This is a genomic window from Vibrio tritonius (genome assembly GCF_001547935.1).
Taxonomy (GTDB): domain Bacteria; phylum Pseudomonadota; class Gammaproteobacteria; order Enterobacterales; family Vibrionaceae; genus Vibrio; species Vibrio tritonius.
This window is the reverse complement of the sequence record NZ_AP014636.1, coordinates 1,515,065-1,539,024: the sequence shown is the minus strand read 5'-3', so window position 1 is coordinate 1,539,024 and position 23,960 is coordinate 1,515,065. Positions and strand designations below refer to the sequence as shown.

Here is a 23,960-nt window from a genome sequence, read left to right as displayed (position 1 = left end):
ATGGCAGGTGCGAGTTTACTCACCCTATTAGATGATATTGCAACCGTGCTCGACGATGTTGCAGTGATGTCCAAAGTGGCAGCAAAGAAAACGGCAGGAGTATTAGGAGATGACTTAGCGCTCAACGCACAGCAAGTCTCCGGTGTTTCTGCAGAGCGTGAAATTCCTGTGGTGCTGGCAGTGGCTAAAGGGTCATTGCGTAATAAATGCATCTTGGTACCGGCAGCGTTAATTATAAGCTCGTTTGCACCTTGGCTTATTATGCCAATGTTGATGATAGGCGGTTTGTATCTCTGTTTTGAAGGTGCAGAAAAGGTGATAGAAAAGCTATTTCATAGCCATGAATCTAAGCCTTCTCTCGAAGAGAAAGTTGCAGAACTTGAAAATGTCGATATACAAGAGTTTGAAAAACGTAAAATAAAAGGTGCGATTCGTACCGATTTTATTCTATCAGCAGAGATCATTGTCATTGCTTTAGGCACAGTTCAAGGAGATGCTAACATTCTTGACCAGCTACTTGTGGTGAGCTTTATCGCCTTCATCATGACGGTTGGTGTTTATGGCATCGTGGCGGGCATAGTCAAACTAGACGACTTAGGTTTTTATCTTAACCGTCGCTCACAGGGTAAAGGTCTACTCTCTTTTATGGGAGAAGGGCTTATTAATTTCGCTCCTAAGTTAATGAAATTTTTGACCATTATTGGCACTGTGGCGATGTTTTTAGTTGGTGGCGGGATTGTCGTTCATAATGTCCCGATGCTACACCACGGTGTAGAGTCTTTTCTGAGTCATTTTGAGACGCTTCCAGGTGCTCATGCTATTGGTGATCCACTATTAAATGGTGTCATTGGTCTGATAGCGGGATCTATTTTGGTCGGTGTAATGAACTTGTATCATCTTGTTCGCCATGGGCGAAGTGAATAGTCTTATTATCCCCGCAATGATAAGGAGAGCCATATATATGGCTCTCCTTTTTGTTGTTTGCTTTGTAAATCTGTCCATATTTATACCCAAATGACCTCAAGATGCGAAATTCAGAGCCTTATTCGCAAGCTCGGGTTAGCTCAGTTAAGCAAGGAATGGTCATTTCCTTTCAACGTTATGGGGCGTAAATAGTATTTTCACAAATTTGAATAAAATTCACATTTTTAGATCTTTCGCCTATATAAGACAGTTACCACTTAATTGCAGTGCTGTTTTTCAGTGTTATCACTGATATATTTCGCCGGTTATTTTCACCATCACGGTGTAAATTAATTTTAATAAAAAATAATAAACTAAGTTGGATAGGCTATGACTACAGAAAATAATCTATTAAAACAAAAGCTAATGAAAAATGGCTGGAAGATTGCTTTGTTCGGTGTTCCGTTGTTAGCCATTGCGCTTACCATTAACAGCGCAATATTAATGACAGATGCGGGATACACATACGTACACCAGAACAATATAACCGGTAAGTTAGATGTATTTACCGAGCCTGGTATTCATTTCCGAATGCCTTTTTTGTCGAAAATTACTCGTTACAATCAAGTTATTACCGTTTCTTTTGGTAACAATAAAGGCGAGAACTTTTATCAGCGGTTAGATTCTGTTCAGGTTCGTTTTGCCGATACGTATATTGGGAAAATCCCTGTTACGTTCCGTTTTAAGTTGAGTAATGATCCTGATTCTATCAAGAAGATGCACCGTGAGTTTCGTAATAACGATAATCTCATTGATACTCTTATGGTAAAAAATGCGCGCAATGTTACCGTGATAACTGCAACCCAATATACGGGTGAAGAGTTCTTTCAGGGAGGTTTGAACCAATTTAAATCGAAATTGGAAGATCAGCTTCGTGAGGGGATTTACCTTACTGAACGTAAGAAAGTTGAAGTCGAAGGGATGGATTTAGCGCCAGTTGGTCTGAATCAAGCTAATTCACATAAATTGCAAAAAACAAAACAACTTGTTTGGAAAACGGTGCCTGTTGTTGATAAAGCAGGCCTAATGATTCGTCAGAATAATCCGTTACAACAATATGGCATTCACGTTACTCAGGTGACTATCGGGGATCCTCAGCCAGAGCAGCAACTCGATCAGCTACTGTCTGACAAAAAGCGCTTGGTTGCCGACCGAATTAGGGCGATTCAGGAGCAAGAAACTTCGAAAGCGCAAGCTGAAACAGAACAATTGAAGAAAGAAATTCAAAGAACACGTGAAGTTCAAGATGCGCAGCGTCAAAAAGAACTGGCTATTATTTCTCAGCAAAAAGAAGTAGAAATTGCGCGTCAAATCGCGGAGCGTGAAATTGTTGAAGTCGAGAAGAAAAAGCGCCTAGCTGAAGTAGATAAAGAAAAAGAACTGGCAATTGCTGAAGCAAATTTATCAATTCAAAAAGCGAACGCATTATCTGCACAATATGAAGCAAAAGCCATCACTGAAAAAGGTAATGCTGAAGCTTCTGTGTTAAAAGCAAAATACAGTGCGCTTGGGGCAAATAAAGACGTGTACTTAGCTGAGCTTCATCGTGATGTATCGACGGTTCTTTATCAAAACCTAAAGAACTTCAAAGTTGAAATGCCAAAAAACTACATTGGTGGAGGCGAGGGCGGTTTAACGTCTAATTTGGATGTGATTACGGCTTTTGGCGCGTTGGGACTGATGGATAAAAGCGAAGCGTTAACCAACAAGAAAAAATAGCTAAGCTTGTAAAGCCCTGTTTTATCACAAAGCCAGTTACCATAGAGTGTGCTGGCTTTTTGTTTTTACCGACAAAATCGACAAAGCCGCTCAGTGTTAGGTACTGAGCGGCTTTTATTCATTCTGGGTAAACCCAACTATTTTTGCATTTTGGCTTGAGCTTCAACCACTTTAGAGAAATCAAGACCTAGCTCAGTCACCGCTTCTTTAATTAAGGTTGGGTTTTGCATAACTTGTCCCATCAATTGCTGTAGCTGTTCTTGTGGCAAACCAAGCTGGCTGATGGTGGCCATTGCGGCAAGAGGGTTTGATGTTAATGCCACAAATAGTTCGTTGATCTGTGCGTCGCTAATATTGTTTTCTTTTAACATCGCAATAATAGGGTTCATAACTCTACCTTTCCACTACTGAGTAAACAAAGCCACAGTCTAGCACTAGATGTCATACAGTGGTACTAAGGGCTCCACTATTCTTCATCTGTTACTGAGGATTCGCTGCTTTTCTCTTCACCCAAAATCTGATGCAAACAAGCCGTCAAGATTTCATCAGCGAGAGGCGAGTTCTCAGGACAAGATCTCGCTAACGTAATAGCGCCCACCATTTGGGAAAAAAGAGCAATGTTTTGTTCTCGCTCAGCAGCGTTATTAGCACCTAACGATTGGATAAATGTTTCTAATCCATTTTCAAACAGGGTTTTGACCGAGTCTTCTTGGCGCGCCGCATCATGACTAAGTGCGGCAAATACACACCCGGTTCCGGTGTTATCTCGATGTTTAGGTGACAGATACTGAGTTATAAACGCTTCTTTATCTAAGGTGGTATTGTTTTGTTTTGATTGCTCAAAACAGAGTGCGGTAGCTTCGACCATCAAATCGGTTTTTGAAGCAAAGTTTTTGTAGAAGCCGCCAGCAGTAAACCCAGCCTGCGCCATTAAATCGGCGACGCCAATACCGTTATAGCCTTTCTCACGAAAGAGTTTGGCTGATGTTTCAACGATATGGGCGCGGTTTGCTTCAGCTTGCTGCTTGGATACTCTCATCAGGTGACCTCACTAAAAAATCTGCTTACAGTATATATAGATTATCATCATAATCAAAAGTTGATTATTTTAGATTTCGATCGTAATCTAAATGAAATCTAAAAGAGGAAGTCAACATGTCAACCGCAACACAATCTACAACCGATAAATCGGCTCAAAAAGTGCTTATTACTGGTGCATCAAGAGGTATTGGTGCCACTTACGCTAAACGTTTCGCTAAGCGCGGCTATCAACTAGTGCTTGTCGCTCGTTCAGAAGAAAAATTGACGCAAGTCGCGGCGGATATTCGTGAAGAGACCGGTGTTAACGTCGAAATTATGCCAGCGGACCTTACCCTCGCAGCTGATATTGCGCGTGTGGCTGAAAAGCTTAACAAGGACACACAAATCGAGATTCTGGTGAACAATGCGGGCATTGCCCAACGTGGCAATTTTACGCAGCAAACACCGGAATTGATTAGTGAACTGATTCAATTAAACGTTAATGCTCTAACTCAATTGGCAGCTGCCGTGGCGCCCCGCTTTGTTGAGCAAGGCAACGGTTCAATCATCAATATTGGCTCGGTAGTAGGGTTGGCGCCAGAGTTTGGCGCAACGCTTTACGGCGCATCCAAAGCGTATGTGCAGTTTTTGTCGCAAAGCCTGCATCAAGAGTTGTCGCCAAGTGGCGTCTACGTTCAAGCGGTTTTGCCTGCGACAACACGCACCGATATTTGGGCTTACTCGGGTATTGATGTGAATACGTTGCCAGAAGTGATGGAAGTTGCAGATTTGGTCGATGCTGCCTTAGTTGGTTTTGATCGTAAAGAGACCGTAACGATTCCACCATTACATGCACCAGAGTGTTGGGATGAACTGCAGGCCGTGCGTATGGCGCTGCTCGGTGGTTTAAAACAACAAGAGCCAGCTGAGCGATATACAACTGGTCGATAAAATAAAAAGGAGAACCGTTGGTTCTCCTTTTTGCGCTATCAATGAGCTTTGTTGCTCACCAGTCATTTGTACTGAGATTATTCAGTTACTGTCCACTCAATTTTCTCGCCGCCACGAATTGGCACAACGATGTCTGAGCCAAATGGCATGGTGGCTGGCACATCCCATGCTGCTTTGGTGAGTGTTACCGTGTCTTGGTTACGTGGTTGACCGTAGAAGTCTGGGCCATTGTGGCTCATAAACGCTTCTAATTTGTCCAGCTTACCTTCTTTATCAAACACTTCTGCGTATAGTTCTAGTGCTGCGTGAGCGGTGTAAGAACCAGCACAGCCACAAGCGGACTCTTTACGACCTTTAGCATGTGGCGCTGAGTCTGTGCCCGCAAAGAATTTCTTATTACCTGACGTTGCCGCCGCCACAAGCGCGTGCTGGTGAGTAGCACGTTTCAAAATTGGCAAGCAGTAGAAGTGTGGGCGAATTCCGCCAACCAACATGTGGTTACGGTTGTACAGCAGGTGGTGCGCGGTAATGGTCGCAGCAACATTGTCGTTGGCTTGTTTAACGAAGTTCACTGCTTCTGCGGTGGTAATGTGTTCGAGTACCACTTTAAGATTTGGAAAATCACGCACGATAGGTGCCAGTACCGTCTCTAAGAAAATCTTTTCGCGGTCGAAAATGTCGATTTCGTTAGTGGTTACTTCGCCGTGAACCAGAAGCAAAATGCCTTCTTCTTGCATTGCTTGCAGAACTGGGTAGATTTTTTCGGCAGAAGTTACGCCAGAATCTGAGTTGGTTGTGGCACCAGCAGGGTAGAGTTTACAAGCGACAATAATGCCAGAAGCTTTGGCTTTACGGATTTCATCAGGGCTTGTGTTATCAGTGAGATACAGCGTCATCAGAGGCTGAAAATGCGCCGCTGGTTTATGCGCCATAATACGATCACGGTATTGCTGCGCCAGCTCCGTAGTGGTGACGGGTGGAACAGTATTTGGCATGATTAACGCGCGTCCGTTGTAACGACTAATATCGCGAACGGTATCACCAAGCACCTCGCCATCACGAAGGTGAACGTGCCAGTCATCTGGACGAGTGATCGTTAGAGTTGTCATAGTTTGCTCCCACCGACAAAAGTTTAAAATTGAGGAGCCTGCACCTAAGCTTTGCCTTGTTACGCAAACGCTTACGTTTAGGCGACAGGATGATAGAGGAAATGGTAACCGATTGCATCCTTTAATTGTTATTGTGTATCAAATCCTAATGAAAATGCGCGATGCAAGCCTGCTTATGGGTTGTTTTCTCTTAAATTCGTGGTACTTTGCCAAAGCTCAAAAGTGAGGAATAGGACTCCCTTACGTTCTCTCTATTTTAATAAAATCAGTCAGTCATCTTTTATTACAGGTAGGTTGTTCATGTCGTTAGCCACGTTATCCGATATCCATGTTTATCCCGTGAAATCCGTTGGGGGCATATCCCTTTCTAATGCTTGGGTAGAGCGCCAAGGTTTGACGTTTGACCGACGATTCATGCTGGCACTCAGTGATGGTTCGATGGTAACGGCGCGCAAATACCCGCAAATGGTAACGATTCGCTCAATGTTAATGCCTGATGGTTTGATGTTTACCGCGCCCGGTAAAGCTGAGCTGTCACTGCGTTATGCCGATTTCAAACGCCAAGAGGCAAACACCACGGTTTGGAAAGACACCTTTACTGCCTATACCACCACCGATGATGCCAATGATTGGTTTAGCGATTTTCTAGGTGTGACCGTCGAGCTGCTGTTTTGCGGTGAACAGTCCAATCGCTACCGCGAAAAGGTCGGCAATAACGTCAGTTTCGCCGATGGTTATCCGCTGCTGATTATTAGTCAAGCCTCCTTAGATGAGCTAAACCGTCGCAGCAGTGAAGTTCACAGTATGGATCAATTTCGCACTAACCTTGTGGTAAGCGGCACCGAACCGTTTGCTGAAGACAGCTGGAAACGCATTCGTATTGGTGAAGTGGAGTTTGAAGCCGTTAAGCCTTGTGAACGTTGCATTCTTACCACTGTGGATGTGGTGAAAGGTGACTTTCGTGCCAACAAAGAACCGCTTCGATCCTTGTCGCAGTTTCGTGCCAATGAGCAGGGCGGTGTGTTCTTTGGCCAAAATTTGGTGGCAAAAAACGAAGGCCGCATCAGTGCGGGCGATGTAATTGAAGTGCTCGAATACAAAGACAAAGAGGTTTATGAAGACCACGGTCGATCTGGAATATCACTGCGCTGCGTAGAACGTGAAGAGATGGCGCGCGATTTTATTACCTTCTGGTTTGAGCCTTGCTGTGGTTTAGTGCCAAGTTATCTTCCGGGGCAATATTTGCCAATTGAATTGGAGCTTAATGGTCAATCGATTGTGCGTTACTACACCTTGTCTTCTTCGCCATCTCGCCCTGATCGTTTAGCGATTTCCGTTAAGCGCATTGATGGTGGCATGGTATCGAACTGGTTGGTGGAGCATCTGCACGAAGGCGATAAGCTCAGCGCGCAAATGCCAACGGGCGCATTTCATCTTGAAGAACAAAATGAGCAACCTCTATTACTGCTTTCTGCAGGTAGTGGCGTAACGCCTATGCTCTCAATGCTGCGCTACTTGGTCGATTCTGGTAATCAAACCGATGTGGTGTTCTACCATCAATGTCGCTCGATTGAAGATATTCCATGCCGCGCAGAGCTTGAGCAGCTTAACCATGATCATGATTGGCTCTCAGTTCGTTTGTGTTTAACCCAAGCGCCGATGGATTGGTTTGGCCTAAAAGGGCGTTTGTCGCTTTCTCATCTCAAACAAATTCGCGATGTAGACCAACGTAAAGTGTACATGTGTGGCCCTGATGGGTTTATGCAAAAAGCGCGTAACCTACTGCAAAAACAAGGTGTTGCGGAAGCGGACATTTATCAAGAAGCATTTGGGGTTACTACCTCAAGTAGCGAATCTTTTGCCACTGTTGAGCTTGAGATCGACGGCGTGGCGTTTAAAGGCGATAACCAACACACGCTTTTAGAGCAAGCAGAAAATGCCGGTGTTCCTGTCGCAAATAGTTGCCGCGCAGGATTCTGCGGCGCATGCAAAGTAAAACTATTGGAAGGGGAAGTTACTCAATCTGATAGCGCCGCCCTGTTTGATGATGAGCGCGAACAAGGTATGGTGCTCGCCTGCTGCTGCGTGCCGAAAACCGACGTGAAAGTCATTAGTTAATTACCCATCTCAACACAGCGGTCAATATGATTGGCCGCTGTGGTTACTGCTACGGCAATGTAAACTTGTTTCTTTATGGCGAATTTTCATAAACGTTCCGCCGCTGCAGTTCGTAGCGAATGCACTATTACTTCGTATTTAAATAGAGCAATTCGAGCTTATCTAAGAAAGTAAAAAGTACTTGATTCATTTCTTCATAATCATGGTTTAACAATGTTTCTGGTGATTCGACAAAACGATGTTGCTCTGTATCACTAAAGTCATCATTCTCAATCAGTAGTTTGACCACTTCTTTAGTCAGTTCCATGTGGCATTGCAATCCAAATACACAATCACGATAGGCGACGATTTGTCTTGGACAACCTTCACTGAAAGCTATGACCTCAGCATATGGTGTAAGTCCTGGCATGTCATTATGCCAATGACCTACTGCCAAGGTTGGGCCAAAATGGCTAAATAGCGAATGAGATAACCCCGCCTCTGTCAGAGTAATAGGAAATTTCCCTATTTCCTTCTCTGGACTGTGATCATATTGAGCGCCAAGCGCTTCACCGATGAGTTGGGAACCTAAACAGATACCAAGAACCACTTTTTGAGCATTGATGACTTTTAATATCAATTCTTGTTCGGCATGAGCATCGAAGTGAGGACACTCATCTAACGTTGTTGATGGTGACTGAGGGCCTCCCATTACGATGAGAAAATCGATGTTTTGGACGTCTTGTGGGAGAGTCTCTCTAGAATAAACACGAGTAAAACTTATCGAATGCCCCCGTTGTTTAGCCCAAGTCTCGTATGCTCCTGGAGCTTCAAATGCCTCATGGATAATAAAGTGAATGTGCATGCTGCAATCTCTAATGCTGAAATGAACAACAATCCTATACTAATTTGCTTTGGCCTTATTTATACTATGAGACATAAAACATCGATAAGTCGCCAACTATGTTAGCTAATGAACTGATCAAAACATTACCAGAGCGTCAATTTTTGACGAAGGACATGCTTATGACCGCGGGTTACTTAGATGATTGGCATGAACATTCTTGGCATCAAATAGTGTTTCCTGTAAAGGGATTACTACAATCGAATATTGATGATATTTGTACTGTAGTTCCTCATAACGCCATGCTATTTATCCCATCAGATCGAATTCATAAGTCTGTAGCGATAACCGATACTGAGTTTCTAGCCATCTACCTAAATCCGAATCAATCTGTTGATTATCCTGCGCAGCCAAAATCATGTCTGGTAAGCCCCTTTATCAAAGAATTGATATTGCTACTTTTTCAACAAAGTAGCACTTCATCTTCTGATTCAAGTATCACTAATTTACTGACGGTGCTCAGAGATCAAATCGTGATAGCTCCCAATTATGAGATTCCGTTATTAATTCCTAGGGATAAGCGTCTTTTAGCTATTTTTAGTCAATTAAAAGAACAGCCAGATACGCCGTTTACGTTGAAGGAGTGGGCTAAGCAGGTAGGTGCATCAGAACGAACTTTATCGAGGTTGTGTGCGAATGAATTTGGACAGTCATTTTCATTGTGGAGACAGCATGTGCGTTTGGTTTTATCGTTACAATTGCTTGATTCAAACTTAACTGTTCAAGATATTGCACTTGAGTTGGGATACGGTTCTGACTCCGCTTATATTTACGCATTTAAAAAGATGTTTAATCAGACGCCGAGTAAATACAGAAATGACAGTTTTGGACACAGAGTGATGTTTAATAGTCTGTGCCCTAAGAACTAAGTGACCCAAGAGGTTGGGACACTTATTGCTACCGATAATAGTCAACTAAACAATCGACTTCTTAATAGCCAGCGCTAAGCCTTCTGGATTTTCCCAAGCCATTGAATGTCCTGCATCTGGGACGATTTCAATCTGGACTTTATGGTTTGCCAATATCTCAGCATCAGGATCTGGCAAACTATTGCTACCAAAAATATAGGTTTTAGAGACGGGTAAAGCATAGAAAGTCTCACGCCAGCTCGGTTGTTCCCCGGCAATGAGCGAGAGTGCATTTTTATAAATGGCTATGGGAAGGCTATTGGAAAGACCAGCTGCCCATTCTGTATTGCCGCTTTCAATACTTTTTTGAATGATCTTTGTGTAGGCTGAATGGAGAAAATCGCTTTCGCTAAAACTCGCAATTCGTTGACTAAAAAATCCACCGCCAGAATCGAGATTGGCTTCACTGAGAATTAGAGTTTGCACCCGATCTGAGATTTGCTTGGCTAATGAAATCGACACAGCGCCCCCCATGCTATGCCCGTATATGATCACTTTTGATAAACCTAAATGGTTGATCAGTTGTGCCAAACAATTGGCGTGATTAGCAATGGAATAATCAAAATCCTCGGGCTTATCACTAAAGCCAGATCCAACCATATCGACCAGTATCCGTCGATGAGACTCTAAGCCACCAGTTGATACGACTTGTGGATAATCAAACGAAGATGCGCATCCAAGTCCGTGAATAAAAAGGATAGGTGTATCGTTACCTGGCAGATCGTGGTAGCGCAAACGTGTACTGCATCCGTTCAATTTGAACTCTTTCATGGAATAACTAATCCTTTTTCTCCGGTAGATTTCGGTAGTAATGGTAATCTAATACTGATTATTAATACAGTGTTTTAATCGCTGATTTAAACGGTGTATAAAACTTCTCAAGGCTTAGTGGACTATAGTAATCACCTGTAACTCTTTATTCCGCTTCACTTTATTTTTCATCTCGGTATTATCTAAACTACTACTGTGGCACACCAAGTTCCCATTTCAATCAGCATTTTTATAAGGACAGGCAACATATGGATAAAGTAGTTTTAAGTGGGTACATCATAGTGCCTGCAGATGATTTGGCAGTAGTTCAACAAGAGTTACTGGTTCATAAAGCGCTAACCCGCGCAGAGGCAGGTTGTCTGGTGTTTGAAGTGACACAAAATGCTGATAACCCACTGCGTTTTGATGTGTATGAAGAGTTTATTGATGCAGCTGCATTCAATTCCCATCAGCAACGCGTGAAAGCGTCGCAATGGGGAGCTGTGACTCAGGCTGTCGAGCGTCACTATCAAGTAATGGGCTTGGAGAAAACGGGGTGATAGTTAGTGTTAACTCATCAGTTTGGCTGAGGGATGATAACTGATGAGCGCAAACACGTTTCTGCTCCAAAGAGTGTGATACCTTGAAATACGAATTCAGACAATCAGCAATTTTAGATATACAAAAAGCAATGAGCGGCAAAAGGTAAGAGCTGACCCCATTATTTTTTCGATGGTGCGTCTTTATGTCGATTAGAGGCGAGAATCGTCGAGGTCGACAAAATTCTCAGCAGGCTGCGCTTGGCACCAGTCCCAAGCCTTTTTAGAAATGTCGTACATGCCTTTCTCGGTATGGGCAAATTCCCAATCCTTTAAGCTGATTTCAACAATCTTCTCGTCGATCTTATCGAGGAAAGTGCCATTGGAAGCATTGTACATCTCGCGTAGTGCTTGCTGATTTTGCTCATCGCTAATGCCGTACGCTTCTGGCTGATGTTTTACCGCACCAATGCTTTCTGCCGATAAGGTCACGTCGTTGACCATATTGGAACAAATTATCCATTGTGATTCTTTTGCTGAGGCTAACTCAGGCGGGAGATGGTCAAAGCTCGGTTTCATGCCTCGCCACGGTTCATCAAGGCCAGTGGGTAGGTTATGGGGGGAATGCTCTTTCAGCGGAGCGAGTTTTTTGTTCATTTTGCGCACTTCATTTGTCGCCAATTCCCATTCACGCTGCGTGCGATCCGCTTCTGCTTGTTCGAGCGGTTCCATCTCCGCATAGAGATCTTGAAGCTGCTTCTCTACAGCATCGATTTTATTCCAGTGCGCGTCTGAATCGTCATCGCGATTATTCAACTCATCGAGCTCGGCTTGCAACTTCTCTTCTTTCTCTTTCAGTGCGTAATAACGGTCTTCGCTATCGTCGCCATACTGATCGATACAAGCTTCTAGGCGTGCGTCTGTTACCCCAAGCACTGATTTCACCCCATTGTTGTAGCAAAGCTCATATTGGCTCTCATCGCCCCTTATACACTTATCCATAAGCTTGCGAAAGCCTTGAACAATGGTAGCTTCCGATTTGCCGCTGCAAGCCGCCATTTCAGCAAATGCGCCAGAGTTTTTCATTTCAGCGATTTGTATATTGATGCCCAGTTCGATCTGGTTTTCGGTGGGTTTGATAGCCAGAGTTTGCATCGCCAACGTCATTGTAGAAACAGCCAACAGCGCGCGAGAAATCGTAGAAAATTGCATGGTACACACCCTTTTAATGTCCCTATTTGGTCACACTCCCTCCATAAAAACGGTACAAAATGTAACCCATTTATTTTGTGGTAAATAATACTAAAGTTGTACAAATTTTCAACAGATGAAGCATAAGGAATACGGTAAGATTACTGGGTAGAAATTGATGGGAGTAATGAAATGGTGTGTTGAAATAGGGGGACTTTGATTTGCACAGGATCTTAAATTTCTGGAAATGTATCAAGGTCGTTAATCTGGATGCTATCAACACCTTATCTTTTATTAAATTAGTAAAATCAATGAAACTCTTTTGTCCAGATTCGAGCTGACAGGGCAGTTTGCTAAAACAGAATTGTCCACTTTCGTTTCAACTTGATCTAGCTGAAACGTTTGCCCCATTCGGTGTAACGTAATGACTAAGTGAAGAGAAGACTCTCTCATTTCAGCTCATCTGGTAATATTTTTAGCTCGGAATCAGCTTGTTTAATCATGCAAACTTATTTGAAATTAGAAGGTCTCATTTTTGCGCTTTTGCTAATTTAGCAAGGTGTGAGTGAATTACAGTATGAAAGCTAATTCGCTTCGATGAATATTAACAAGACATTTGAAAATTATTCTCATCAAGTATAGGGTATGTGCCTATTTTTATTTTGAGATCAGATAGATGGACTTGTATAAAGCCTATATGGATGCTGAAGAGGCACTCAATAATCAAGATTATGAGAGTGCGCATAAGCAGTATGATTGGTTGTTTGAACATGCAGAAAAGATCGAGCCTAGTTATCGTGGTGTGAGGCTTTCTTATGGTCTTGCCGGTTGGTCGGAAGTGGCTAAACACTATTCTCCCGCGATGGAGCGACTTCTAGAACTGCAGCAACTAGCACTGCAGCGTTATCATCAAACCAGTGAGTGTAAGGCATTTCGTGATTTCGCCAGACTTTCTCGATATCTTGAAAAGCAAGCCGATGTACTTAAAGAATTTGAGCGAGTTGCACAAAGCGATACGTCGCAGGCAAAGGATGTTTTCTACTGGGCTTATGATGACCTCGTTGCCGATAAACAGTGGCAGACCTGCGCACAATACCTAGATGACGAGATGATCAATGAAAAATATGATTTAGCGTTATTGTGTTTTGACAATATAAAAAAAAAGAGATGACTCTGTTGCCGAAAGCTTAACAGATGAGCAACAGAATGAGTCAAGACGCATCAGGAATGAAATCATTACAAGGGATCTGGTTAATCTGTTTCACTGCTTAGCAGCAATGCCAACTGAAAATCAACTTGTCGAATATAAGAGCAAAGCCAAACAAGATCTGACTGAGCGAGAATTGTCTCAATTATTAGAACAATTAAAACAATTAGAACAGGTTAAGTAGGGCCTAAAACTGGGGTCAATAAGCTAAGTGCTCAATCGCTAAAACATCATCACTTCTTGATAAGCCTTTTTAGGAACCCTCTAGAACGTTTCTCTACTCAAAGAATACTGGTGACCCATTCACCAGAATTATATTCAGATGATAGGGAATCGATATTGTGCGAATTAACCATAATATAGCGACATCGAGTACGCTAAGTGATAATGCTTGTGAGCAAAGTCCAATCGTAAAATTGTCCTCGGAGAAGGGGGCCAAAGGTCTGGGAATTGAATTTGGCACTTCGGTGAGGACAAGCTCTGCTGCACCAAATTATGCCCAGACAGTGGGGGGGGGAGGTCAGCCTGAATCACTTTCCTCTTTGCTAAAGAAAGGCGAGCAACTCCAGCAAGAAAACATGAAAAAGCTCGATAGTTTGTTGCAATCAAGCTTTCGTCGTCAGCTTGCTTCCATTTCTTCGACAGGTGTTACAGCTACTCAGTCGGTGACATCCACTACTGCAAATACCGCAGTTAGCCATGTGAAAGGTACAGACCCAGCAACATTAGCCGCGATTGATAATTCGCAGTTTAGTCGTTCCGATGAGTTAAAGCGTTGGGACAGTATGGTTGGTCATCTACCGGAGAGTGAGCGTGAAGCTGCTGAAAAGGCGCTAAATCGCCCGTATGCGGCGGCCAAGTTAGCACTCGAAGGTACCGATGAACAAAAAGCCAAAGCGCGTGAATACATCAATGCCAACCAAGCGCTATTTACTGCGATAGAAACACGAGCAGGAGCGGGTGATAACCGCCATGTCATGGCTGATGGTTCACTCTCAGATAAAGACCTTAAAGTGTTTGCTGGCACCATGAAAGAGAGGGCGAATCAGGCCAGTGAGATGGTGACCGATTATCAACAGAAACATCCCGATGCGGATGAGCAAAGTTTAAGTTTGGTCCGTTCCTCGGCTCTTTTGTATGCTAACGATCCGCTTACCCGTTCAGCTTCGGCACTCAAACAAGCGGGCGTTAAAGATCAGCAAGATACCAAGTACGCGAATATTGATGACCTCAAAGCGCTATCGGATTCAAACAATAATCCCGACCTCTCACCATTACTTACCGATGCGGCTCGTTTATGGAGTAAGCCGGGCATGTTCAATACCTTGGAAGATATGGGCCTCAATGGTAAAGATGTGGCACGCCACGGCGGTGATGGTTTGCTTGATCTTACCGACTATTCCGCCTTTATTGACAAGGTTGCCCCAACCAATAGCGCGGAATTTAATGATTTTATCTCCTATGTTTCGATGGCAAATGCTGCTGATAAAGTCGATACATCCAAACTAAACCAAGATATTTTTGAGCATCCTAATCAATACAGTGGCGCGGAAAAAGCGGCGGTATTAGTGACACTGCAACGCACGCTGCAATACGTTATCGCTGGCGAGTCGATTCGTAATACCGAACAGACAGAAAAGGAACTCAATGAAAAAATAGAGCAATTACAGAATGATAAGGATGCTCAACGCTATTTGGAGCAGCAGAGCAAAATCAGCAAAAAGGAGATCATCAACTCATCGGCGGATCTATCCCGTAGTGTAAACCACCATCTTAATACTCAAGTTTTAACGGGAGATGGGTTGCGTCAAGCACTGCGAAACGAGCAAGGGCATGCTGTTGATGTAACACAAGCCACTGCGGCGTTGGAAAATTTTCATGATGATGTGCAGCTCTATCAGGACCTAACCGGAAAACAGTTGGGTGTGGCAGATATCGTCGCATTTTATCCCGATTTGGCAGAGTCTTTGCGAGGTACTTCTACTTCAATTAGTGACGGCACGCTATTAACTCAACTGGCCACACAAAAAGAGACCTCGCCAGAACAGGCGCTCAACTCTTACTGGAACTCATTGGCGTTTATGGATGATGCTCTATCGAAAACGGCGCAAGGTGGCATTGGCATTCCTCAAACCGCAGTGATTCAACAAGCGCTGCAAAAAGCGGGTGTTAATCCGCAGATGCAGGGGGCAATTAACGATACCACCCTAAAGGCGTTATTAAATGGGAAGGCCAATATGACACCGATAGGTATTCAAGGCGCAGAACAGCATAATGGAAATGCGGCACTGGACCGATTAAAGGAAATGGCGATCAAAAAAGGCGCAAAATTTGTTGCTAAGCAAGGAGCCAAATTTGCAGTGCGTATGGCTGCCTCATTAGCAGGGCGCGCAGCTGCAGCTGTGGCTGGTGAAGCTGCCGGTGCAGCGTTAGCAGGTTCTATTAGTTCGGCTGCAGGTCCCGTGGGGTGGGCGGTTGGCGCTGCGGTCAGTATCGGGTTTGGTATTTCAGAGCTAGTCAGTTTCTTTAAGAATAAAGCCAAGAAACGACGTGAGCGACGCGACTTTGATCATACGGTATCGCCCACGTTAAATCAGTTTGGTATTAGTAAGCCGCGTTAGTGAAGGGGCATATTTCAAGCTCGCAATCCGGAAGAGTAATACCATGGTGTATAAATACCTTTTTAATAGGTTCATGGTGAGATGTTATTGGACGCGCACTATTTGGATATTTCTAGCCAATCTTTTTCAGTTGGCATCTTATCAAATTTCGGGATGCCGTCGTTTATAAAACCTATGTCCCAACTTGCGTGCGAACTGACATAGACATGAGCGGAAATCTTTGTATCCACCGGCTCCGATAATAAACCGGCAGGTACCCAATATGACTCACCCGTTGCGCTAATATTGGGTACTGGACTGCCACATTGGCAACAAAAATCAGATTTAAACCCTGAACTGGTAGAGAATGACTTAATTTGATGCTCACCTGAGCACCATTTAAAATTGGACGCTTTAATTATCAATGCTGAATTTGATGAAGAACCAGATACCTTGCGACACAATGAACAATGGCATTGGTAGATAGGTGGTAAGTCGCCCGATAACTCAAACGAAACCTCTCCACACAAACAATTTCCTTTCAAATTTGGTTTTTCCTTAAATCAAGATAGGGGCTCATTCCGTTGTGAGCGCCCAATAAAATTTGCTATAGCTGTGCTTCAGATACCATTGAACTGACGATTATTTTTGCGTCGACAGGCACAAGGTTTATCTGACTTAAATCACTAAGCTTAACCCAAGTATGTTCATATAGATTATGACTATGCTGCGCCTTAAACTCCGGGCTTTCTGGCGATAACTTTGGTCCAAAATACAGTACTTTAACCAGAAAAAAGTGTTCCTTTCGTCCACGATTTACAACTGAGAAAATGGCTTCTGGATTATCTATTTTCAACATCGTTTCTTCAAAGACTTCTCGAATTATTGCTTGCTGAAGTGTTTCATTTGGTTCGACGCCTCCTCCAGGGAAAACCCAGTAAGTCCGACCATCTTTGAAGCGTTTGATGAGCAGAATTTCAGCATTGTCACTATTTACTAATAGAGCACTGACTCTCTGTTTTTGCATTTCCTCTCCGAGGGTATTGCGCTCTAGTCAATGGTATTGTGTTGTTTAATCGAATTGACCAACAATTCCCATTTTACCTTTCATAATTCTCTTCAATGGCCACATCCTTAGCAAAGGACTTAAGTAGGGTTGTACGCTCATTCGTTTTTCTGGTTTTACATTCGAAGAGACCATTAACCCACCCAGTTGTACCTCTGTTGTAATATTGTTCAAATTCACAGTCATTGTCTCTTACTTTTAGCCAAGCTCGTTGGGCGACAACTAAGATTTCTTTTTGATCTTTATCCAACTTATTAGTTAATTGGCGATAGGTAATATTAAGCTGCTTATCTGCAACCTTAAATTCTTGTTCAGAGCAATAACCTGTTGCGTATCCGCCTGTTGGATTGGTGCAATCGGGTAAGCTATTAGCACTTACACTTTGTGAAACAGTAAAAAATAGAATTACACAAAGCATTTGGTATAAATGTTTGATCGTTTGCCTGCTCTTCATTTTATCTACACTCATCAATGGTATAGTCTACATAAATTCAACTAGGCTCATAGTCTGTTATCAAGCAAAGCAGGTCAAGAATTGATACAGACAGTTGTTATAAATCTAAAGATATCGCTCTATGCCTTTGTATCTCACTGAACTTGCATAGCAATATCATCGAGGAGTTTGTTTAAACCAAGAAAACTTGGGGAATAAACTTGTCCTCTTGGATAGCTGAATAAATGATGCTGTTCAATGGCTTTTAGAAATCCTAACGCGCCTGGCGCAATATGGGGTAAATCATCAAGCACTTTACGTTGGGTTTCATTTTGGTCGGCAAGGTATGAAGTTAGGATGTAATCGGCATTGATCGACTCCACCATTTCGGCACTGATCATCATGCGGTTATTGCCTTGTGGGAGTTGCTTAGTGATGGGCATACGTTGAAAACCAAGGTCATCCATCACCGTGGTGAGAATGCCAAAATCTTTAAGAACGTCGATAGTGCCATTACGGCGGTTGGTGGCTATCGCGATATAGGTCGGAGGGATTGTATAGCGCTTCGCCAATTTCCCCCTAACTCTTTTTACTTTTTTCTCATACTGTTGTTTCAGTTCTAAAAATCGCTCGTGCTCTCTCAACCAGTGTGATAACTCTTCATAGAGTGCCAAAATTGGTTTACCTTGCTCGGGATTAAACATCAATGTTGGTGCAATCGATGATAGGGCGTCTTGATAGGCAAGATAGTCGCCACTGCTGGCAATGATAAGGTCAGGTTTAAGCAGCATGATACGTTCAAGATCGAGCTGACCATGCACCGAAGCAAGTTGTATCTGGTTAAAATTGAGTCCGAACAAATCATCTGCACCACGCATAAAAAACGAACCGTCATTAGCGACTCGTCCCGTACTAGCGATGACGGGTGCTCCTAGTTCGTAAGCCATAACGGTGATGGTCCAATCATGCAGAGAAACAATGCGTTTGGGGTGGTCGGGAATCGTGACGGTATGCTGGGTATGATCAACGACCTGTTTAGCCCATGTTGGAGTGACAACACCGCTCGCGAATATCGAGAGCACAATTAAATACAATTTCATGATGATCTTCTTTGACGTTTCGTCATACGAGCGATGATAAGAAACCCAACGACACCAATAACCGACAGCAGTAAACCTGCGGGAATAACGAGGGGTAAGAAGAGAGTTCGACCAATTAAGTCTGCGAGTAAAAGTGCTAAAGCGCCGCTTAGCATGGTTACTATCAGCGTTTCTCCGGGGCCACTTTTAACGAGTCTTCGCGCAACATGGGCAGCAACCAGACCGATAAACGAGATTGGCCCTGTAATTGAGATGACTGGCGCGACTAACGCGATTGCTAACAGTATTAGCCCCATTTTGATGCGCAGAGGATTTACGCCCAGTGCCGCTGCTTGATTATCTCCCAGTTGTAACGGAGCGATTTGTCGCGAACAGAGCAGGAGCGGCGTTAGCAAACCAAGTGCCCATGCCATAAGGCGCGCCATATCAGCGTGTGAAACACTCGCAAGTGAGCCGTGAGACCATGCGATATAACGGGCGTATTGGGTAATGTTACCGCTGACCATCACTAACTCAATGGTGGCACCGAGGGTAATGCTCATCGCTAGGCCAATCAGTATCAATCCGTTAGGCGCTCGAACATAGAGAGCGAGACTCAGCACGGTAAATCCGACGATAAGCCCGCCAGCTAATCCCAAGAAGGGCAGCAATAACGGCGGCACCGCCATCACGACGCCGCTAAATAAAATCACCGCACTCGTACCTTGAGAAATGCCCAGTAATCCGGCATCGGCCAGTGGGTTGTTAGACGACATTTGTAAAAGATAACCCGATGCCGCCAGCATGGCACCGCCCAAAAGTGCGATGACGATTCTGGGAATGCGCAGTTCCAGCAACTTATCTATATCGATGTTGTGCGAGTTTAGTGGGCTGGTGGAATTGAAGAATGCGGCTGCTAACTGATTCAGTGAGATATCTGCAGTGCCCTGCAATAGAGCCAGTAATGCACTGCCGAAGATAGTAATGATAAGGCACAAGGAGACTTTCAAAAAACGGTGCGAGAACGGTAGGTGGACAGCATTTCCCAAACGGAGCGTAAATTGTTTGGTTAGCATTGACGCCTCCTTAGTACGACTAAAATGATCAGCAGAAAGCTCAAGCCGCCAAATAAGGCCATCACGGTTCCAACGTTAAGCAACTGCGGGGCAAAAATGGTGCGAGCAATAATATCCGCACTAGTGAGCAGACAACTGCCGAGTAACATTACCCACACAAGCGCTTGGCGACCGTAATCTTTAACGAGCAGACGAACGATATGCGGAACAACTAGGCCGATAAAGCCAATTGGGCCAGAGACAGTGACAGCGACGACGGACAAAATCACCGAACAGGCTAACGCCATCGCTTGAACCTTTTGTGGGCTCAGCCCCATGGCCGCCGCTTGGTCATGCCCTAGAGTCAAAATATCAATGGAGCGAGAGAGCAAAAACAGTATCAACACACAGACCAAAGCTACTGGCCAGAAATAGGCCAACGTTTGGTAGTCGAATATGCCAATGTCACCGACCAACCAACTGATGATTTGACCAAATTTGTCTGGATCAAGAGAGAGGATGAACGTGGCAATACCTGCAAATAGCGAGCTGCTGATCATACCGCCAAGCGCCAAATTCAGCGGATCCTTTTGCCCTGAGCCCAGTAAGTTGGCTGCGTAAAAAGTCAGAAATAGCGCTGCAATAGCGCCAATGAGGGCGGGCCAAAATAGCGAAATAACGCCATTACCTAAAAAATAGACCGCCATAATCGTAAACGCAGAAGCGCCACTATTGATCCCCAAAGTGGAAGGGGAGACCAAATCATTACGAAACAGTTTTTGTAAAATGTACCCAGCTAGCCCCAACATTGCTCCAAGACTGATGGCGACCACTAAGCGGGTCAATCGTTGGTAAATAACAATGACATGAGCGTAGTTTTTCCCATCATACTCAGTGAATGCATGCCAGATATCCCAAGGGGGGATAGGGCGCGCGCCAGACATCAAATGCAACAAACTGAGCGCCAAAAGCAAAGACACGCCGATAAGCAGCCTCATAGCAAGGCCTCTTGTGGGATAGGAATGACAGCACGTCCAACTTGCACTGTATCGGTGGTAATGCCATAGACTTTTTCTATTGCGGCTGGCGTGATGACCTCTTGAGGCGAGCCAATCTCTTCAACTTGACCTTCATGCAGCAATACCAATTGATCCGCATAGATGCTCGCCTGCGCTAAATCATGCAGTACGGCGACCACTGTTCTGCCTTGCTGTGCTTGCTGCCGAGCGATATTGAGTAAGGCATGTTGGTGCTTTAAATCGAGATGGTTGGTCGGTTCATCAAGCAGTAACACTGGCGCATTTTGCGCTAGCGTCATCGCCATTCGGACTCGTTGTAATTGTCCACCAGAAAGTGAGCTAACCTGACGAGCTGCCAACTCATCCACTTCCATTAAGCGCATTGCGCGTTCAACCCATTTTTGATCTTCTGGCGTTTTTCGCCTGAGCCACGATTCCCAGCTAAATCGCCCCATGCCAACAAGATCCATGACGGAAAGCGTGGCTGGAACGTCACCGCTTTGGGTAAGTAAAGCGAGTTGTTGGGCAATTTGGCGTCGATTCATGGTGTTTAATGGCTGATCGTTGAGATAAACACAGCCGCTTTTGGCTGGAATCAATCCAGCCAAAAGCTTTAGCGCGGTACTTTTGCCACATCCATTTGGGCCAATAATGGCTGTAAATTCCCCTTGTTTGACTGAGAAGGAAACGCCTTTTAATACAGGCGTTTTGTCATAATCAAAGTGAATCGAATCTAGGCTCAGTGTGGTGTGCTGTTTCATCCTGTTTCCTTAAAAACCGATATTTACGGTGGCAAGGATACTGCGTGGTGAGCCAGGATGATTTTCAGAACGTGATACCGGAGTTTGTATATAATCCTGATCAGTTAAGTTGCGGCCATTAAGTGAGAACGTGGTGTTTTTGTTGAATTTCCAACTGATCATGGCATCCCAAGTGTAATAACCGCTGACTGAGTAACTGTTATCAAGATCGCCTTCTCGAGCGCTGACAGCTTGAACACCTGAGCCGAACTTGAGTCCAGCGAGACGACCGCTTTGTACTTGATAGGTTGTCCACAAACTGCCACTCCATTCTGGTATCGCGGCCAATTTGTTGCCCACTTCATAATCGTTATCTTTGGTTATTTCTGCATCAAGCCATGCGGTGTTACCAATGACTTGCCACCCCGGCAAAATGGTACCAATGAAGTCCATTTCAATCCCGCGTACTCGTTGTTCTCCGGTCGTGACGGAGTAGTCATCATCGACAGGGTCTGAGGCGGAAACATTGGTTTTGGTGATCTCAAATAGTGATGTTGTAACGGTGAGCGCATCTGGAATGGCATCAAATTTCACCCCTGTTTCAACTTGACGGCCTTTCTCTGGGTCTAGCGCCTGATTGTCTCGGGTCTGTCCAGATTGTGGCGAAAAGCTTTCGGCGTAACTCACATAGAATGCTGTTGTTGGATTGGGCTGGTACACCACACCAGCACGTTTGGTTAATTCACCATCAGACATCGAAGGGCTAGGGTCGTCTACATCAGAATATTGATTTTGTTTGACGTAGTCATAGCGTAGCCCAGCCAATAACTTCCACTGTTCAGACAGCGTAATTTGGTCTTGGAGAAAAACGGACGTCATGCGAATTTTATCTAAGAAGTCTGAGTTAAGGGTTGTCTCCGTCTTCTCAGCCCCGTACACAGGATCAAAAATATCAATCGAGGCAATGTTTGCGCGATAGCTGGTGAAATTCATCCGGGCGTAGCCATATTCCAATCCGGTAAGTAGGACATGGTCGATACCTTGAGTGGTGAAATCCCATTGAGCTTCAATTTGGGCATCGAAGTTCTCAGAATCTTCCACTCGATTGGAATAGCGACGAGAGAGCGTTCGTCCATCACTTTGCAATGATCGGTTATCTATGCCGGTATCGTGCACATAAGCATTGTCGTAACGAAGATAGGTTCGTAAGGTCAACTGATCGGTAGCATGGTGAATAATACCCAGTGACGTGCTGGTTTTACGTGCATCAATTGAGGACCAATCTTCACCGAGATATCGCTCTCTCGGTAGATGGATATGATTATCTGCGGAGACCACTAAACCACGGTCATAAGGCATGTCTTGATGGGTTTGGTTAAAGTCAAACTGTACTTGGGTATCTAAATTGACATCCCAATCGAGAGCAATACTGCCATATTGGCGGTTACTTCGGCTGCGATGATCTCTAAATCCCTCTTCGGTTTGAACTGCACCAGAAAAGCGTCCGCGTAGTGAACCATCATCATTGAGGCTGTTACTAATGGTTCCTTCCGCACGTTGAAAACCAAAGCTTCCCCCTTTTAGTGCCATATTACCGGAAAGTTCTTGGGTGGGACGTAACGTCACGATATTGATAAGTCCACCGGGTTGGCTGCGGCCATAGAGGGCTGATGCAGGGCCCTTGATAACTTGGACACTCTCAACATCGACCATGTCGGTAAATGCTTCTGGGCGATCGCCTGCGGGATTAAGCATAACCCCATTTATGGCATAAGCCGGAGCTGAAAATCCTCGTACCGCAAACGTTTCAGCTCGATTCGCTGAAGTGCCAGTTTGTTGCACTCCTGATGCGTTTTTTACAGCGTCAGTAATACTATTAGCTTTTTGATCTTCGAGTACGGATTTAGGAATAATCTGTACTGCTTGTGGCAAATCGACTAAAGCGGTATCTGTTTTAGTGCCACTGGAAGAGCGTTTAATAAGGTAGTCTGATAGTGGCTTATCGGCATATTCACTACCTGTTACCACAATAGTTTCGACAGAAGAGGATGATTCTTCAGCAAAGCCTATTGGTGCTACGGTTGAAAATGAGACGCCAAGGGTGGCGCAGATAGCTTGCTTTAAACGGCTTTTGCGAAAAAAAGGATGAGACGTTGCTGTGGTATTTGGCATAGATATGTTAGCTATTGCTAATGGTTATGAGAATTAATCTCATTATCTATAGTGGTGTAAAGTAATGTCAATTCAACAAAATGACTGAATTGTAAGTGGTTGTGTAATCGGTTTTTCAAGCAGTGCCACAGCTGACTTGCAAACGTTCCTTCTGGGTTATCAACTTAGCCCAATAGCGTTAGTGACTGTTACTGACAGTTGACCCCTAGTTGTTTGGTCTTGGGAAGAACCAGTTTGAGCATTAATTTGCCAAGATGTGATAGGACAATATCGTAACCAATGTGGCCAGCTTCTAAAGAGAGGAGCTCATTTTAAATATTATGACGAACACGGATAACACAGAATGGTTTTGTCTGTTTTTATTAGCCAGAAATGGCCACATGGCATATAAGATTTACGTAAGTTGATTCCCTTAGCTTTCCCCGATAAGCCATCACG

General features: G+C 44.2%; 22 protein-coding genes and 1 pseudogene. 8 read left to right on the top strand and 15 right to left on the bottom strand.

Annotated elements, in window-relative coordinates:
- Window positions 1-924, top strand: coding sequence for a DUF808 domain-containing protein (locus tag JCM16456_RS22155; protein WP_068718570.1), 924 nt, complete (start codon window positions 1-3; stop codon window positions 922-924).
- 369 nt (window positions 925-1,293) lie between these two features.
- Complete coding sequence (locus JCM16456_RS22150) at window positions 1,294-2,682, top strand: SPFH domain-containing protein (protein WP_068718568.1); 1,389 nt, start codon at window positions 1,294-1,296, stop codon at window positions 2,680-2,682.
- A gap of 137 nt (window positions 2,683-2,819) precedes the next feature.
- On the opposite strand, the gene JCM16456_RS22145 is transcribed toward JCM16456_RS22150, so the two are convergent.
- Together JCM16456_RS22145 and JCM16456_RS22140 are read right to left on the bottom strand one after the other, a co-directional pair.
- Window positions 2,820-3,071 (bottom strand): DUF2999 family protein, encoded by a 252-nt coding sequence (locus JCM16456_RS22145; protein WP_068718566.1) that lies wholly within the window; start codon window positions 3,069-3,071, stop codon window positions 2,820-2,822.
- A gap of 77 nt (window positions 3,072-3,148) precedes the next feature.
- The gene (locus JCM16456_RS22140) at window positions 3,149-3,721 is read right to left on the bottom strand and encodes a TetR/AcrR family transcriptional regulator (RefSeq protein WP_068718565.1); all 573 of its coding nucleotides are present in this window, start codon (window positions 3,719-3,721) and stop codon (window positions 3,149-3,151) included.
- Between the two features lie 116 nt (window positions 3,722-3,837).
- Here JCM16456_RS22140 and JCM16456_RS22135 point away from each other — a divergent pair, with 116 nt between their 5' ends.
- The gene (locus JCM16456_RS22135) at window positions 3,838-4,653 is read left to right on the top strand and encodes an SDR family NAD(P)-dependent oxidoreductase (RefSeq protein WP_068718563.1); all 816 of its coding nucleotides are present in this window, start codon (window positions 3,838-3,840) and stop codon (window positions 4,651-4,653) included.
- Window positions 4,654-4,730: 77 nt separating this feature from the next.
- Here the strand turns inward: JCM16456_RS22135 and pyrC are convergent, their stop codons facing one another.
- Window positions 4,731-5,762 carry a dihydroorotase gene (gene pyrC / locus JCM16456_RS22130; RefSeq protein WP_068718561.1) on the bottom strand — a complete coding sequence of 344 codons (1,032 nt, stop codon included), beginning with the start codon at window positions 5,760-5,762 and terminating at the stop codon, window positions 4,731-4,733.
- Between the two features lie 300 nt (window positions 5,763-6,062).
- On the opposite strand from pyrC, the gene JCM16456_RS22125 reads away from it, so the two are divergent.
- Window positions 6,063-7,880 carry a hybrid-cluster NAD(P)-dependent oxidoreductase gene (locus JCM16456_RS22125; protein WP_068718559.1) on the top strand — a complete coding sequence of 606 codons (1,818 nt, stop codon included), beginning with the start codon at window positions 6,063-6,065 and terminating at the stop codon, window positions 7,878-7,880.
- A gap of 127 nt (window positions 7,881-8,007) precedes the next feature.
- Here JCM16456_RS22125 and JCM16456_RS22120 read toward each other — a convergent pair whose 3' ends face one another.
- Complete coding sequence (locus JCM16456_RS22120; RefSeq protein WP_068718557.1) at window positions 8,008-8,724, bottom strand: type 1 glutamine amidotransferase; 717 nt, start codon at window positions 8,722-8,724, stop codon at window positions 8,008-8,010.
- A gap of 98 nt (window positions 8,725-8,822) precedes the next feature.
- Between JCM16456_RS22120 and JCM16456_RS22115 the strand changes: the two genes are divergently transcribed.
- Window positions 8,823-9,632, top strand: a complete 810-nt coding sequence (locus JCM16456_RS22115) for an AraC family transcriptional regulator (RefSeq protein WP_068718555.1) — start codon at window positions 8,823-8,825, stop codon at window positions 9,630-9,632.
- A gap of 45 nt (window positions 9,633-9,677) precedes the next feature.
- On the opposite strand, the gene JCM16456_RS22110 is transcribed toward JCM16456_RS22115, so the two are convergent.
- Window positions 9,678-10,442 carry an alpha/beta fold hydrolase gene (locus tag JCM16456_RS22110; protein WP_068718553.1) on the bottom strand — a complete coding sequence of 255 codons (765 nt, stop codon included), beginning with the start codon at window positions 10,440-10,442 and terminating at the stop codon, window positions 9,678-9,680.
- Between the two features lie 248 nt (window positions 10,443-10,690).
- Between JCM16456_RS22110 and JCM16456_RS22105 the strand changes: the two genes are divergently transcribed.
- Window positions 10,691-10,981: a putative quinol monooxygenase gene (locus JCM16456_RS22105; RefSeq protein WP_068718552.1), complete on the top strand. Its 291-nt coding sequence runs from the start codon at window positions 10,691-10,693 to the stop codon at window positions 10,979-10,981.
- A gap of 192 nt (window positions 10,982-11,173) precedes the next feature.
- Here JCM16456_RS22105 and JCM16456_RS22100 read toward each other — a convergent pair whose 3' ends face one another.
- Window positions 11,174-12,172 carry a hypothetical protein gene (locus JCM16456_RS22100; protein WP_068718550.1) on the bottom strand — a complete coding sequence of 333 codons (999 nt, stop codon included), beginning with the start codon at window positions 12,170-12,172 and terminating at the stop codon, window positions 11,174-11,176.
- A gap of 655 nt (window positions 12,173-12,827) precedes the next feature.
- Here JCM16456_RS22100 and JCM16456_RS22095 point away from each other — a divergent pair.
- Window positions 12,828-13,322 (top strand): hypothetical protein, encoded by a 495-nt coding sequence (locus JCM16456_RS22095; protein ID WP_068718548.1) that lies wholly within the window; start codon window positions 12,828-12,830, stop codon window positions 13,320-13,322.
- Window positions 13,323-13,699: 377 nt separating this feature from the next.
- Window positions 13,700-15,979, top strand: a complete 2,280-nt coding sequence (locus JCM16456_RS22090) for a type III effector HrpK domain-containing protein (protein ID WP_068718546.1) — start codon at window positions 13,700-13,702, stop codon at window positions 15,977-15,979.
- 98 nt (window positions 15,980-16,077) lie between these two features.
- Here JCM16456_RS22090 and JCM16456_RS23470 read toward each other — a convergent pair whose 3' ends face one another.
- From JCM16456_RS23470 to JCM16456_RS24530, 9 genes and pseudogenes are all read right to left on the bottom strand, one after another.
- Complete coding sequence (locus JCM16456_RS23470) at window positions 16,078-16,503, bottom strand: GFA family protein (protein ID WP_456243177.1); 426 nt, start codon at window positions 16,501-16,503, stop codon at window positions 16,078-16,080.
- 62 nt (window positions 16,504-16,565) lie between these two features.
- Window positions 16,566-16,985, bottom strand: a complete 420-nt coding sequence (locus JCM16456_RS22085; protein ID WP_068718544.1) for an NUDIX domain-containing protein — start codon at window positions 16,983-16,985, stop codon at window positions 16,566-16,568.
- A gap of 73 nt (window positions 16,986-17,058) precedes the next feature.
- A complete protein-coding gene (locus JCM16456_RS22080; RefSeq protein WP_068718542.1) occupies window positions 17,059-17,493 on the bottom strand; it encodes a lysozyme inhibitor LprI family protein in 435 nt (144 codons plus the stop codon).
- A 119-nt stretch (window positions 17,494-17,612) separates the two neighbouring features.
- Window positions 17,613-18,557, bottom strand: a complete 945-nt coding sequence (locus JCM16456_RS22075) for an ABC transporter substrate-binding protein (RefSeq protein ID WP_068718540.1) — start codon at window positions 18,555-18,557, stop codon at window positions 17,613-17,615.
- The gene (locus JCM16456_RS22070; protein WP_068718538.1) at window positions 18,554-19,612 is read right to left on the bottom strand and encodes a FecCD family ABC transporter permease; all 1,059 of its coding nucleotides are present in this window, start codon (window positions 19,610-19,612) and stop codon (window positions 18,554-18,556) included. Before JCM16456_RS22070 ends, JCM16456_RS22075 begins: the two co-directional genes overlap by 4 nt.
- Window positions 19,606-20,589, bottom strand: coding sequence for a FecCD family ABC transporter permease (locus tag JCM16456_RS22065; RefSeq protein WP_068718536.1), 984 nt, complete (start codon window positions 20,587-20,589; stop codon window positions 19,606-19,608). Before JCM16456_RS22065 ends, JCM16456_RS22070 begins: the two co-directional genes overlap by 7 nt.
- Window positions 20,586-21,371, bottom strand: coding sequence for an ABC transporter ATP-binding protein (locus JCM16456_RS22060; RefSeq protein ID WP_068718534.1), 786 nt, complete (start codon window positions 21,369-21,371; stop codon window positions 20,586-20,588). The genes JCM16456_RS22065 and JCM16456_RS22060 overlap by 4 nt, the downstream gene beginning before the upstream one ends.
- 9 nt (window positions 21,372-21,380) lie before the next feature.
- Window positions 21,381-23,522 carry a TonB-dependent siderophore receptor gene (locus JCM16456_RS22055; protein WP_068718532.1) on the bottom strand — a complete coding sequence of 714 codons (2,142 nt, stop codon included), beginning with the start codon at window positions 23,520-23,522 and terminating at the stop codon, window positions 21,381-21,383.
- A 200-nt stretch (window positions 23,523-23,722) separates the two neighbouring features.
- Window positions 23,723-23,951, bottom strand: a pseudogene (locus JCM16456_RS24530) (GNAT family N-acetyltransferase); the annotation flags it as partial.
- Between the last annotated feature and the right edge of the window lie 9 nt (window positions 23,952-23,960).

Bases quoted from the DNA above. Each gene is read 5' to 3' on its own strand.
- pyrC (WP_068718561.1), bottom strand. From the start codon at position 5,762: ATGACAACTCTAACGATCACTCGTCCAGATGACTGGCACGTTCACCTT.
- JCM16456_RS22065 (WP_068718536.1), bottom strand. From the start codon at position 20,589: ATGAGGCTGCTTATCGGCGTGTCTTTGCTTTTGGCGCTCAGTTTGTTG.
- JCM16456_RS22060 (WP_068718534.1), bottom strand. From the start codon at position 21,371: ATGAAACAGCACACCACACTGAGCCTAGATTCGATTCACTTTGATTAT.
- JCM16456_RS22110 (WP_068718553.1), bottom strand. From the start codon at position 10,442: ATGAAAGAGTTCAAATTGAACGGATGCAGTACACGTTTGCGCTACCAC.
- JCM16456_RS22125 (WP_068718559.1), top strand. From the start codon at position 6,063: ATGTCGTTAGCCACGTTATCCGATATCCATGTTTATCCCGTGAAATCC.
- JCM16456_RS22155 (WP_068718570.1), top strand. From the start codon at position 1: ATGGCAGGTGCGAGTTTACTCACCCTATTAGATGATATTGCAACCGTG.
- JCM16456_RS22140 (WP_068718565.1), bottom strand. From the start codon at position 3,721: ATGAGAGTATCCAAGCAGCAAGCTGAAGCAAACCGCGCCCATATCGTT.
- JCM16456_RS22080 (WP_068718542.1), bottom strand. From the start codon at position 17,493: ATGAGTGTAGATAAAATGAAGAGCAGGCAAACGATCAAACATTTATAC.
- JCM16456_RS22135 (WP_068718563.1), top strand. From the start codon at position 3,838: ATGTCAACCGCAACACAATCTACAACCGATAAATCGGCTCAAAAAGTG.
- JCM16456_RS22105 (WP_068718552.1), top strand. From the start codon at position 10,691: ATGGATAAAGTAGTTTTAAGTGGGTACATCATAGTGCCTGCAGATGAT.
- JCM16456_RS22095 (WP_068718548.1), top strand. From the start codon at position 12,828: ATGGACTTGTATAAAGCCTATATGGATGCTGAAGAGGCACTCAATAAT.
- JCM16456_RS22100 (WP_068718550.1), bottom strand. From the start codon at position 12,172: ATGCAATTTTCTACGATTTCTCGCGCGCTGTTGGCTGTTTCTACAATG.
- JCM16456_RS22120 (WP_068718557.1), bottom strand. From the start codon at position 8,724: ATGCACATTCACTTTATTATCCATGAGGCATTTGAAGCTCCAGGAGCA.
- JCM16456_RS22115 (WP_068718555.1), top strand. From the start codon at position 8,823: ATGTTAGCTAATGAACTGATCAAAACATTACCAGAGCGTCAATTTTTG.
- JCM16456_RS22085 (WP_068718544.1), bottom strand. From the start codon at position 16,985: ATGCAAAAACAGAGAGTCAGTGCTCTATTAGTAAATAGTGACAATGCT.
- JCM16456_RS22150 (WP_068718568.1), top strand. From the start codon at position 1,294: ATGACTACAGAAAATAATCTATTAAAACAAAAGCTAATGAAAAATGGC.
- JCM16456_RS22145 (WP_068718566.1), bottom strand. From the start codon at position 3,071: ATGAACCCTATTATTGCGATGTTAAAAGAAAACAATATTAGCGACGCA.
- JCM16456_RS22070 (WP_068718538.1), bottom strand. From the start codon at position 19,612: ATGCTAACCAAACAATTTACGCTCCGTTTGGGAAATGCTGTCCACCTA.
- JCM16456_RS22055 (WP_068718532.1), bottom strand. From the start codon at position 23,522: ATGCCAAATACCACAGCAACGTCTCATCCTTTTTTTCGCAAAAGCCGT.
- JCM16456_RS22075 (WP_068718540.1), bottom strand. From the start codon at position 18,557: ATGAAATTGTATTTAATTGTGCTCTCGATATTCGCGAGCGGTGTTGTC.